General features: G+C 62.2%; 7 protein-coding genes. 5 read left to right on the top strand and 2 right to left on the bottom strand.

Going from position 1 to position 12,362, the window contains the following annotated elements; translation table 11 throughout:
- Positions 1–54: 54 nt before the first annotated feature.
- The 5 genes from ACFRAU_RS11170 to ACFRAU_RS11150 all read left to right on the top strand — a co-directional run bounded on the left by ACFRAU_RS11170 (position 55) and on the right by ACFRAU_RS11150 (position 8,964).
- Positions 55–2,301, top strand: a complete 2,247-nt coding sequence (locus ACFRAU_RS11170) for a glycoside hydrolase family 3 C-terminal domain-containing protein (RefSeq protein ID WP_377999948.1) — start codon at positions 55–57, stop codon at positions 2,299–2,301.
- A 20-nt stretch (positions 2,302–2,321) separates the two neighbouring features.
- Positions 2,322–4,100, top strand: a complete 1,779-nt coding sequence (locus ACFRAU_RS11165; RefSeq protein WP_377999947.1) for a family 43 glycosylhydrolase — start codon at positions 2,322–2,324, stop codon at positions 4,098–4,100.
- Positions 4,101–4,111: 11 nt separating this feature from the next.
- Complete coding sequence (locus ACFRAU_RS11160) at positions 4,112–5,359, top strand: glycoside hydrolase family 1 protein (RefSeq protein ID WP_377999946.1); 1,248 nt, start codon at positions 4,112–4,114, stop codon at positions 5,357–5,359.
- 32 nt (positions 5,360–5,391) lie between these two features.
- On the top strand, positions 5,392–6,159 hold the full coding sequence (locus ACFRAU_RS11155) for an SDR family NAD(P)-dependent oxidoreductase (protein WP_377999945.1): 768 nt from the start codon (positions 5,392–5,394) through the stop codon (positions 6,157–6,159).
- Positions 6,160–6,342: 183 nt separating this feature from the next.
- Positions 6,343–8,964: a glycosyl hydrolase gene (locus ACFRAU_RS11150; protein ID WP_377999944.1), complete on the top strand. Its 2,622-nt coding sequence runs from the start codon at positions 6,343–6,345 to the stop codon at positions 8,962–8,964.
- Between the two features lie 128 nt (positions 8,965–9,092).
- On the opposite strand, the gene ACFRAU_RS11145 is transcribed toward ACFRAU_RS11150, so the two are convergent.
- Together ACFRAU_RS11145 and ACFRAU_RS11140 are read right to left on the bottom strand one after the other, a co-directional pair.
- The gene (locus ACFRAU_RS11145) at positions 9,093–9,893 is read right to left on the bottom strand and encodes a coniferyl-alcohol dehydrogenase (RefSeq protein ID WP_377999943.1); all 801 of its coding nucleotides are present in this window, start codon (positions 9,891–9,893) and stop codon (positions 9,093–9,095) included.
- 1,423 nt (positions 9,894–11,316) lie between these two features.
- Positions 11,317–12,360: a TniB family NTP-binding protein gene (locus tag ACFRAU_RS11140; RefSeq protein ID WP_377999942.1), complete on the bottom strand. Its 1,044-nt coding sequence runs from the start codon at positions 12,358–12,360 to the stop codon at positions 11,317–11,319.
- Between the last annotated feature and the right edge of the window lie 2 nt (positions 12,361–12,362).

Raw genomic sequence — 12,362 nt, 5'->3', positions numbered from 1 at the left:
GGCTAAGCGCCGTGTCTCATCCTGTGGGCCGCCGCCCCTATCACGAGGAATCACATGAACACCATTGATGTCACCGCCCTGACACTGGAGCAGAAAGCATCCCTGTTGACCGGAGCTGGTTTCTGGTCGACCACAGCAATCCCTGAACACCACGTCATGCCGATCACGTTTGCTGATGGTCCCCATGGTGTACGCCGTCAGAAGCACGGGATGGACCACCTCGGCCTGTACCACAGCGAGCGGGCCACATGCTTCCCGCCTGCCGTGGGCGTCGGATCCAGCTGGAGCGTGGACGTCGCTGCGCGGATTGGGGCGGCCCTGGCACGGGAAGCGCGCGCCCTGGGCGTCGACGTTCTGCTTGGTCCGGGCGTGAACATCAAGCGGTCCCCCCTGGGAGGGAGGAACTTCGAGTACTACTCGGAGGACCCGCTGTTGTCCGGAGTACTGGCCAGCGCATACGTGAACTCCTTGCAAGATCAGGGGGTCGGAGCCTCCCTGAAGCACTTCGCTGCCAATGACCAGGAGACCGAACGGATGGTCATCAGTTCCGATGTCGATGACCGGACGCTCCGGGAGGTTCACCTGTCTGCCTTCGAAAGGGTCGTGACCGACGCACAACCTGCCACCGTCATGTGCTCGTATAACAAAGTCAACGGCGTCCACGCTTCCGAGAACCGGTGGCTTCTTAATGACGTTCTCCGTACCGAGTGGGGATACGCGGGCGCCGTGATCTCCGACTGGGGCGCTGTGCGCACCAGACCGGCCGCGGTCAACGCCGGCCTGGATCTAGCCATGCCCGGCTCTGGGGAATACTCCACCGAATCCTTGATCAAAGCCGTGAAAGCCGGCGAGGTGCACGAATCAACCATCGATGCCGCAGTGGAACGAGTGCTCGGACTCGCCGCCTTCACCGAGGCTGGCTCGGCCGAGCCTGACCTGAACGCCCACCACGAACTCGCCCGTGAACTTGCCACCGAATGCGCCGTGCTGCTGAAGAACACGGACAACGTCCTGCCGCTGACGGCCAAGTCCCTGCTGGTGGTCGGCGAGTTCGCGACAACACCGCGCTACCAGGGCGGCGGCAGCTCACATGTCAACGCCACCCAGGTCGATGTCCCGCTTGAGCAGCTGAAAATTCTTGCAACAGCCAGCGGCGCAACGGTCAACTACTCTGCGGGCTTCAGCCTGCAGCATGCTGATGAAGAATCGCTTCGCGATTCAGCTGTCGCAGCAGCCAGGCTCGTCGACGTTGCCGTTATCTTTGCCGGCAACCCCGAAGAAGAAGAATCCGAGGGCTTCGACCGTACCCGGCTGGAACTTCCGGCCGCACAGGTAAAACTGATCCAGGCTGTGGCGGCCGCTGCGCCGCACACGGTCGTCGTGCTGGCCAACGGCGGCGTCGTTTCCCTGGAGGACTGGCACGATGATGTCGATGCGATCCTTGAGGGTTTCCTTCTTGGCCAAGGTGGCGGCAAGGCGGTCGCCGACCTGCTCTTTGGGCTGGAAAGTCCGTCAGGCAGGCTGGCCGAGACCATCCCTTACCGGCTCAAGGACACCCCCACCTACCTCTCCTTCCCCGGTGAGCAGGAACATGTCCGGTACACCGAAGGTGTCATGGTCGGCTACCGCTACTACGAAACGGTGGAACAGGCCGTCCGCTACCCGTTCGGCCACGGACTGAGCTACACCACCTTCGACGTGTCCGACCTTCATGCCGAAGCCACCGGACCCGACGCCATCTCGGCCACCGTCACCGTCTCCAACACCGGTGATGTCGCTGCCAAACACGTGGTGCAGGTGTACGTGGCCACCAATGCCGGACCGGTCCTGAGGCCCGAGCGGACCCTCGCCGCCTTCACCAAGGTAACGCTCCAGCCCGGTGAAACACAGACAGTCCGGCTGCACCTTGACCGGCGGGTTCTGCGGTACTGGGACATCTCCCTTTCCCGCTGGGTCGTCCCTACAGGAAACTACACCGTCCAGGTGGCAGAGAACGCCTCGGACGTGCTGCTACAGCAGGACGTCCAGCTCGACGGCGACGAGTTGCCGCCGGTGCTTTCGCTTCAATCCGACGTGGCAGAGTGGCTCACCCACCCTGTGGCCGGGCCTCCGCTCCGCGATCGGCTGAACCCGATCATGGCTGCGTCAGGCCAACGACTCGACGATGACAGCGACGGCACCAAAATGATGCTGTCCCTGCCGATGAACCAGATCCTCAGCATCCTTGGGGGCGCGATCGACGCGGACTGGCTTGTCTCATTGCTTAGCCAGCCGGCCGAACCCGCCCCAGCCACCGCATAGCCCCCTCGAAAGTAGCTCCCATGAACGAAACACACTCCTCCTCGGCAGCAATCTGCAATCCGGTGGATATTGCTTACCGGTTCCAGGACCTGCGCCCGCTTGGCGAGGAACGGTCAGTCCACCGTGAGGCGGCCGATCCGTCGGTGGTGCGCTTCCGCGGCCGCTATTTCCTCTTTGCTTCCATGGCGGGAGGATTTTGGCACTCCGAGAATCTCAGGACCTGGCAGTACAGGGCAACCGACAAGCTGCCGCCGATGGACTATGCACCGGATGTGCGTGAAATCAATGGCACCCTCTACATCTCCGCTTCCAGGACCACAGAGAGCCCCTTCTACCGGAGCGCGAACCCGCTGGACGATGACTTCGAAGAGGTCAACTCCGGCTTCCCCTTCTGGGACCCGCATCTTTTCCAGGACGATGACGGCAAGGCCTACTTCTACTGGGGATGCTCCAACAACGAGCCGATCTCAGGTGCCCGGATCGACCCAAGCACTATGGACATCATCGGCGAGACGGTGCCGCTCATCAGTGGCGACCCGGTCCGGCATGGATGGGAGCAGATCGGCGAGGACTACATCAAGGCCGAGCCGAGGACCGAACGGGAAAAGTTCATGGCTCAGTACCTCGGTGACGCGCCGTTCATAGAAGGTGCATGGATGATGCGGCACGCCGGCACCTACTACCTGCAGTATGCGGGTCCCGGGACGGAATGGAACACCTACGCTGACGGCTACTACACCGGGGACGGGCCGCTTGGGCCGTTCAGCTACTCACCGCACAGCCCGTTCTCTTCCAAACCCGGCGGTTTCATCACTGGCGCCGGCCACGGGAGCACATTTCAGGATGAACATGGGAACTGGTGGCACGCATCAACTATGCGTATCTCCGTCCACCACCAGTTCGAGCGTCGCGTTGGCATGTTTCCGGCAGGCTTCGACGAGGACGGCGTTCTGTACTGCAACCAGAACTTCGGCGACTACCCCATGCTGGTGCCAACGCGCAGAATCGACCCGTGGACTGAAACGTTCCCGGGCTGGATGCTGCAGTCACTCCGGGCCGGAGCCACCGCATCATCCGCGCTCCCGGGTCACGAGCCTGCGCTTAGCGTGGACGAGGACATCCGTACCTGGTGGGTCGCCGGCACACCTACGGCGGGGGAGTGGCTCCAACTGGATCTGCGCACCGAGCGGACAATCCACGCCATCCAAGTCAACCTCGCCGACCACGAGCTTGCCGGCATCGCACCGGAACGCACCGATGGACAGCAGTTCCCGGGAGAGTACCGGGCTCTCTACCCAGGCTCGCAACCGACCGAATTCGTGATCGAACTTTCCACCGACGGAGAGCATTGGGACATCGCCGTCGACACCAGAGCGACCGGGGCAGAGTCACCTCACGCGTTTGAAGTACTCGAGACACCCAGGCGGGCCAGGTACGTGCGCCTGACGGCAGACCGGATGCCCTTCGGGGGCCCTGTCGCGGTCAGCGGACTGCGCGTGTTCGGCGTCGGCGACGGCGTTCCGCCGCCCGCCGTCGCTCCAAAGGCAAACCGCACCGGCGACCTCACGGCACGGATCGAGTGGCCAGCCAGCGAGACGGCGCACGGCTACAACGTCAGATACGGCATCGCGCCGGACAAGCTCTACCACAGTTGGCTCATCTACGAGCAGACTAACCTGGACCTGCGGAACCTCAATGCCGGTTCCAGCTACTGGATTGCAGTGGACGCATTCAATGAAAACGGCGTTACGCCCGGCCATGTCACCGCCGTGCGCGGCGCTCTGACCAGAACGATTTGAAGGGGTACAACATGAGCGGATTTAAGCCCGATTTTCTGTGGGGCGCGTCCACGTCCCCACACCAGGTCGAGGGGAATAACGTCAACAGCGACTGGTGGGCCCGAGAAGGGCTCATCCCCGGCATGCAGCTCAGCGGAGATGCGAACGACAGCTACCACCGCTACCGCGAGGATATGTCACTGCTCGCAGATGCAGGCCTGAACTCCTACCGGTTCGGCATTGAATGGGCCCGGATCGAGACGCGTCCAGGAGTATTCTCCTCAGCACTGCTGAAGCACTACCGCAGAATGATCGACACAGCCCTCGAACTCGGGCTGAAACCAGTGATCACCCTTCACCACTTCAGCTCACCGCGCTGGTTCGCGGACGAGGGCGGCTGGAGCACACCCAAGGCTGCGGAACGCTTTGCAGAGTATGCCAAAGTGGCGTCAACCATCCTCGGCGGCGTTGGCCATATCGTCACAATCAACGAACCCAACATGCTTGCCATGATGCTCAACCTCGAAGCCGCCGCCCGACGCGGCGATCTGGACGAATGGCAAAGCCCAACGATTGAGAACCAAGGCGTCGGCCAGTGGGAACAGCCGCCGCTGCCCGTTCCGTTGCCTGAGGACGGCAAGCACATCATCGAGGCTCACCACGCGGCCCGTGAAGAACTCCGTCAGAACACTGACGCTCAGATCGGGTGGAGCGTCGCGAACCAGGCCTTCACCGCCGCACCGGGCGGCGAGGAGCGGCTGCGGGACGTTCAATGGGCCTTCGAGGATCTCTACCTCGAAGCGGCCCGTGGGGACGACTTCATTGGCGTGCAGTCATATACAACACAGCAGGTCGACGCCGACGGGCTGGTGCCCCATCCGCCGCATCCGGACAACACGATGATCGGTACGGCGTACCGGCCGGATGCACTGGCGATGACTGTGCGGCGCGCCGCGGATGTAGCCGGAACTCCTGTACTGGTAACAGAGAACGGCATCGCCACCCCGGATGACGAACGACGTATCGCCTACACGCACGAGGCGCTCCGAGCCTTGTCCACTGTGATTGAAGCCGGAGTGGATGTCCGTGGCTACCTGCACTGGAGCCTGCTTGATAACTATGAGTGGGGGCACTGGGAGCCGACGTTCGGTCTGGTGGCGGTCGATCGGGACACCTTTGAACGCCGTCCCAAGAGGAGCCTTGGCTGGCTCGGCGCCGTCGCGCGTTCTCACGGGGCTTCGCTCAATGCGCCGCTGGCGCAGGCGGTGACCCAAGGATGAGAACACAGGCCTCACAAGTGAGGAATCACGCCATGGACGGTCTGGAGGGCAAAGTGATCGTTTTCGCCGGAGCGGGCGGTATCGCGGCAAGCGCTGCGCGCTTCCTTGGCGGCGGGGGAGCGGCCGTGGTCGTCGGAGATATGGCAATGGCCTCAGCCGAGCGCTCCGTGGACGCAGCCACCACTGCAGGCGGAGAGGGGCTGGCGTTGCGTACCGATATTTCCAACGGCGCTGACGTCGCTGCGCTCATCGATGCTGCCATCAGCCGCTATGGACGTATTGATGGCCTCTTCAACGTGGCTGCAAATATCTCTCCAGCCGAGACTGTGAAAGACACCAACGTCGTCGACATCGACCTCGCAGCCTGGCAACGCAGCATCGAAGTAAACCTCACCGGGTATTTGCTGACGCTCCGGCACGCCCTTCCTCAGATGATTGCAGGAGGTGGCGGGTCTGTAGTGAACACGATGTCCGGCGCAGTCTATGCCGGTATGGAAGACAAAGTCGCCTACTCCGTCACGAAAGCCGGCATTGGGGCGCTGACCCGGCATGTCGCCCGCAAATACGGCAAAGAACGGATCAGGGCCAACGGGGTCGCCCCTGGGATGGTGCTCACGGAGCAGACACTGCTGAACCTGCCCGAGTCTTACCAGGATCTCATCCTGCAGACGACACCTTCGTTCCGGCACGGACAGCCGGACGATATCGGGGCCACGGTGGCGTTCCTGATGTCGGATCTGTCCGAGTGGATCACCGGACAGATCTACTGCATTGACGGCGGGACGACCATGCGGAACTGAGTCAGAGAAGGCAGCAACCCCATCCCCGCGGCCGACCGCCACAACTCACCAAACCGAAAGCGCGATATGCACAACCCGACCCAGCGAGACACGTTGGAACCCGCCCGGTTCCTCAACCCTGAACGATCCGACCGGCCCGGAATGCGGTGGTGGTGGCAGAGCCCCGTCCCTCCCGAAGAACTTGTGAGAGAACTCAGAGCTATTGCTGAGGTTGGTTTCGGCGAGGTGGAGATCGCGTTCTCCCCGGGGTTCTGGGCCGATGAAGCCCAACGGGAAGCCCTTGAAGCCGTTCTCGCCGAAGCCGAAATCCTTGACGTCGGGGTAGCAATGACGCTGGGCGCAGCATGGCCCCTGCAGACACCCAACACCGCAAAGGGCAGTTCCCATGCAGCACAGGAACTCCAATACGGGGTCACATTCCTCACGAACCGCTCGGTGGGAACAATCGAACTCCCAGCGCCATTTGACGACCCGGACAGTTCACGGCCCTCACGCTTGGTCGCAGTCACAGCAGCCCGCGTGGTTAACCGCGGCCCCGGCCCTAAGCTGGTGACAATCCAGGACTGGACCGGGCCGCGGGCCGTGATCGAAAACCCGACCGCACCCACGATCCTCGATTCCCGGTCCCTCGTCGACATAACAGGCGAGGTGGAAGAGGGGACTGTCCGCTGGGCGCCTCCTCACCCGGACCAGGAATGGGCACTCTTCGCGTACTGGATGCGAGACACGGAACAGGGTGTCACCAGCTTCATCGACCGTGCCGCCGCCGTCGCCGCCACGGAGTATCTCGATGAGCACCAAATCGGAGAGTCCAACGCTGCCCTACTGAGGAAATCAGGGACAGAACTGTTCGAAGACTCGCTCGAACTGAACGCGGACTCGCTCTTTTGGACCCCTGATTTCGTCCAGCGGTTCCGCGACTTCCACGGTTACGACCCCACTCCCTATCTGCCAGTTCTTTTCGCCCACGGGATGTGCCGGTATTGGGTTCCCAGCGAGGAGCCGGTTGCCGACTTCGACCTGGAAACTGGTGTCGGGTCCAGGATCCGGACCGACTACTACCGCCTGCTCACCGAGCTCTACATCAGCGACCACCTGCTCGTACTTCAAAAGTGGTCCGATCAGTACGGCCTGAGGCACAAAGCCCAAGTGGCTTATGGGCAGAACCTGGAGCCGGTCCGCAGCAACCGCGAGTTCGTCATCCACGGAGGCCGTGCCGAAGCGGAGTCCCTTAACTCAGGCGACCGGATTCCGGTGAACCGCGACCAGCACAGCTGGCGTTTCGCCCTGGACTGGCAGCGGTCCTTAGTCGGCGGCGTGCACCAGGGCGGTGAGACCCGGATCAGCACCGAACTCGGCGCCCAGTTCATGGCGGGGTACTCGTTTACCCTGGGTGACTACAAGCAAATGCTCGATAAGGAATGGGCCACAGGCATCACCAAACCCTTCGTCCATGGCTTCGGCAGCCAGGAAGAAGACGCAGACTGGCCGACTCAAAACCGCTTCAGGCACTACATCTCCGACAGCTGGAACGACCGGAACTTCCCCGAATGGCCGAACTGGCGGGCACTGACCGACTACTGGGCACGGGGGACAGTCGTCCTGGAAACGGGAACCCCCCGCACTGACATCGCCATCTATCGGGAAGGTTTCCTCACGACCGCCGCCCGGGGGACACCCGAGCTGGAACTCACGACCCCCGAACGGCTCGTGGACGCCGAAGCCCTGGAAGAGGCAGGCTTCACCTTCCAATTCCTGGACCCGACAGGTTTGGCGGACCCCGGTGCCCTTGGTGACGGGGGAGCGCTGTACCCGCAGGGTCCCCAGTATCGCGCAGTTATTGTTGATGAACGGGCAATCGCAGCGGAAGCCGCGGAGGCCCTCGTCCGTGCGGCGGGACACGGCCTGCGGGTAGTGGTTGTGGGCACGCCACCCCATCAGGACTCCGGATTCGCGCAGGGCAAGGCGGGGAACGAGCGGGTCCGCCAGGCAATGGATCGCCTGCTGGCGCTGCCTTCCGTTGCCCGAGCCCAGCAGATGTCGGACACCGCCCAGGCGTTGAACGACCTCGGGCTTGCCGCCCGGGTCACAGTTCAGGGCCAGCAACTGTTGACCCAGCTCCGAGAGACCCCAGACGGCAAACTGCTCTTGGTGTACAACACACTTTCCCGCCCTGTTACCGCGCAGATCAGCATCGAAGGTGAGGGGTTGCTGGCCGAACTCGACCTGTGGGTGGGGAGCACGTCTGCTATCCCAGCCGAAACCAGCGAAGGGAGAACCACAACTGAGCTGAAGCTGCATCCGCTTGGGCTTCGGGTTCTCCAGCTGTCCACCGCGGGAACGCCTCAGTCCACTCAGAGGGCGCAGGAATGGACTGAACTGCCTACCAGGGACTGGAGTCTTAAAGTGCGCGGCCACGGTTCCTCGGACCAAGCAGACACCTATCTGGCGAACCAGGGCCCGGCTGACTGGCGGGAGATCGAAGCATTGCAGGCGGCCTCCGGCATAGGCCTTTACTCGGTGGCCGTGGAGGTCAACGAAGGAAAGCACTTCGCTGTCGACCTTGGCGACCTAGCCGGGTCAGCGACCATCCGCGTGGGCGGCCGTGAATTCGGTCCCGCCCTTGTCTCAGGCACCGTTATTGATCTGGAAGATTCACTTGCCGCTGCTTCTCATGTCCAAATCGAGCTGCGAACATCACTGCGGAACGCTGTCATCGCCAGCGGCCTGCTCGACGCGAGCTACTCGGAAACCCGGGCGACAGGACTAATCGGGCCGGTCCGATTTCTCGCCGCAGCCGACTAAGCAACCGCCACATCCGCACTGAAAATGGGATAAAAGGAAAACCCCAGCGGGTTCCAAAGGATGTTGTTCACCTTTGGAACCCGCTGGGGTTTTGGCTCAACCGCAGTCACAAGCCCTTGAACGGAGCCCTACCAGAGCGAACCGGCGCCTTCAGCTGACCGGGATGCCCAGTAGCCGCCATCAACGGCGATATCAGCTCCGTTGATGTACGAAGCCCTGGCACTATTAAGGAACAACAGCGGCTGCACCTGCTCCTCTACGCCGGAACGACGCCCGCTGGGATATTCAGTAGCGGCAAGCAGTTCCGGCGGGAACACTTTTTCGCTGACCTCCATCAGCGGCGTCTGAACCGCACCGGGGCTGGTTGAATTCATTCGGACACCCCTGGCGATGAGGGTCGTTGACTGCTGCAATGTCCACACATTCAAGGCTTCTTTGCTGAAGGGGTAGCCGTGCCCGACAGCGTGCTCATTCTCCTCATACCACGCGACGCCGTCTTCAAACGACCGGGTTTCCACAAAGTCTCGAATTTGGCCCAAACGCGTCCTCCAGCCACAAGCGACGCTGGAAGAGACGTTCGCTATCGCACCGCCGGCGCTCATGCGCTCCACAAGATGTTCCGTGAGGAGGCGCGTGCCCAAGAAATTGACCTTCACGAGCTCGACCGATGGAACCGTCGGCGGAGCGCCTGCGCAATTGAACAAAGCGTCAATTTCCCCGTCAACACTCGTCGCCGCGGATTCAATCGACTCCACCGAGGTGAGGTCCAGAGCGTGAAACTCTGCGAGGCCGACGTCTGGGGCACGACGACTCATGCCAATGACGTCGGCACCCAGGTCGACTAGAGCACTCGCTGTCGCCAATCCGATTCCGGATGAACATCCCGTGACGACGACGCGCTTGCTCTTGAATTCGGCAAAGGCCACCATTTTCTCCTCTATAGCGATGTCCGCCCACCGATCGCATTGTGGATGGGGACGAAGATTCCACACCGCCCGCTCGGATGCGGCGGACGCTGGCACCCTAAACAATACCCGTTGACGCGCGTCAATGAAGGGCCCGCACGCCGGAAATTTTGTGGCCGCGCTGGGGCGGTACCCACGAGCGTGCGCCCACCATGCCGACCGAGCCCCAGGCGTCCATGCCAAAATCGAATAGGCGCACCGCGCGATTGACGCGCGTCAAAGCGGCTAACGTAATGAAGTGTGCTCGAACCCCTCCTAGGATGGCCGCCGCAGGGGCGTCCTAAGGCGCGCTCTCACTGAATCAGCTGCGACAAAGCAGATGACCAGATTGTAAGCGCTAACAGGAGTGCCGAAGATGCTTACGCCCACGGAAGGATCAGAATGACTCAGGCGGCTGAAATGCCGCACAGCAAATCCGAACAGCACCATCTTGATCCGGTTATGAGAACAAACCGCTTCTAACCCGCGGAACGTCGAGGGCCGGGATGTCCGTTGTCAGTTAATCTGGCAGTGTTCACGTGGGAAAATGCCAGTTCTTCTGACTGTATCCGCTGCGTTTTACTGTCACTCGATCTGGCAGTTCCGTTCGCTCTGGCAGTTTCGTTTCCGGCTATTCGGTTCTATAGCCATTCAGTCCCGTAGCTGGCGTGATTGCATAACGCCTGTTCGACCCGGGCTGCTGCTCGGGAACGGCGGTGAAGGTTTGTGGGGGCGAAAAGTGAAGCGATTTCCTGGGCGACCAGGCCGCGCCGGCGATCGGATGGGATTTCGGGGTGTTTTATCAGGGAGAGAAATCTTGGTTGTGTGATCAGGCGGGCGATCCGCAGCGTCTCGGGGTAGAGGAGCATCTCACGGTCGTCCGTGCCGATGCGTTCTGCACGCTCTTCTAGAGTCTGCAGCGTGATGCCAGCCGCGGCGCAGTCTCTGGCAACTCTCATAGATGGCGTGTTTACATGTACTCCGCGCGGAGCAAGGACTCGTCGGAAGTGTCGTTCTGCAGTGATCAGCTCCGGCAGCAACCGAACGTTGAATTGGTCGGGGCCGATCCACCGGCGGTGCCGTGCGCAGACCCATCCGGTTCGGGGAAGATGGGCCATTACTTGTTCCCCGCGGGAGCATCGGAGACATAGTGGTCGGAGCAACACGGTTTCCCCGGCGACTACCGTGGGTTGGGTGAAGGCCCTTTGCTGGAGCCCGCCCAGTTGTCGCCAGCCTTTGATCCGGTCCGGGTGGGACCGCAGGCGCGAGGCCGGCATGATTCCGGATTCCCTGAGCGCTTGGTCGATATGGGCCATGGTCGTTCCGTTGCGTCGAGCGTGTCGGGCGGCGTAGCTGTCGAGGGTTTCGCCGGCAAAAAGCCGTGTTGGAACGGGGAGTTGGCGGATGATCACGTTGCTGCTCTGAGCGCATGCTTGGCAGGCTGTGGTTGGTTCGTGGTTCTTTTCCTATGGTGCTCCTCGGCGGCGTAGTCGGTTGCCGTAGCGTCGAGGCGTCGACGGTCGATCTTTTCTTCGCCGTCGAGAATTGCCCCGAGTGCCGCGTCGACCAGGAGTGCCCGCAGCGCGCCGATGCTCCCGCCCGCGCGGTCCCATAGGTAAGTGGCATCCGCGGCGAGGGACTCGGGCGTGTGGGCGGCAAGGGGGAGGAGGTCTTCGATGCCGAGCACCAGCTCAGTCCAGGCCTCACGGGCCATTGCTGAGCCGATTCCGTAAGGGCTCATTTTGTGGAGGATCATCCGGGCTTTGACTTGACGGCCCATTTCGCCGGCGAATAGCTCTGTTGCGGGCAGGTCGATTCCCGCATAGACGAAGGTTGCATCGAGCCGGTCCGCGAACTGTTTAAGCGTGCTGGCCGCCTCGGCTCCGGATTGCCTGTTGGTCCTGAGGTTGTGCACCTCGTCGACGATCACCAGTGACGTGCCCAAGGTCCGCATCACGGTCACCACCTGCTCGGTAATCTCTGGGGTGGTTGCCTGACGGCGCAGGGGGAGTCCGAGCCAGACCGCGAAAGACTGCATGAGCATTTTCGGGGTCGTGGCGGGAGGAACCACGGAGTAGACCACCGGGGCGAATGCTGTGTCCTCGACGCGTCCGAGGCGTCGACGCTCCGACTTCTCGTGTCGTTTGCCCAGCAGTAGAGCTGTTGTGGACTTTCCCATGCCTGCAGCTCCCGAGATCGCTAGACCTCGCCGGGCCGTGGCGGTACTGGCAGCGTTTCGGGCCAGGAGTATCCGGGCCTGCCGGGACAAAGCCTGCGTGTCCGTGGTTTCAAGAACAGTGTCGGCAGCGAGCCAGGCGAAACGTGCCAGGTCGTATTGGGCCTTTGCCTCATGGGAAAGTGCCGCGAGCTCCTGGATGGTCAGTCTTTCGGGCTCAATGGGAGAGCAGGCAACGTACTGGCGCCAAGCGTCGAGTGAGTCTGGAGCTGCCACTG

This window comes from Arthrobacter sp. NPDC056691, from assembly GCF_042791415.1.
Taxonomy (GTDB): domain Bacteria; phylum Actinomycetota; class Actinomycetes; order Actinomycetales; family Micrococcaceae; genus Arthrobacter.
Note: the sequence above shows the minus strand (reverse complement) of the source record. Positions and strands in the feature narration are given on the sequence as shown.

Excerpts from the sequence above, each read along its gene's own strand:
- ACFRAU_RS11170 (WP_377999948.1), top strand. The coding sequence starts at position 55 with ATGAACACCATTGATGTCACCGCCCTGACACTGGAGCAGAAAGCATCC.
- ACFRAU_RS11165 (WP_377999947.1), top strand. The coding sequence starts at position 2,322 with ATGAACGAAACACACTCCTCCTCGGCAGCAATCTGCAATCCGGTGGAT.
- ACFRAU_RS11160 (WP_377999946.1), top strand. The coding sequence starts at position 4,112 with ATGAGCGGATTTAAGCCCGATTTTCTGTGGGGCGCGTCCACGTCCCCA.
- ACFRAU_RS11155 (WP_377999945.1), top strand. The coding sequence starts at position 5,392 with ATGGACGGTCTGGAGGGCAAAGTGATCGTTTTCGCCGGAGCGGGCGGT.
- ACFRAU_RS11145 (WP_377999943.1), bottom strand. The coding sequence starts at position 9,893 with ATGGTGGCCTTTGCCGAATTCAAGAGCAAGCGCGTCGTCGTCACGGGA.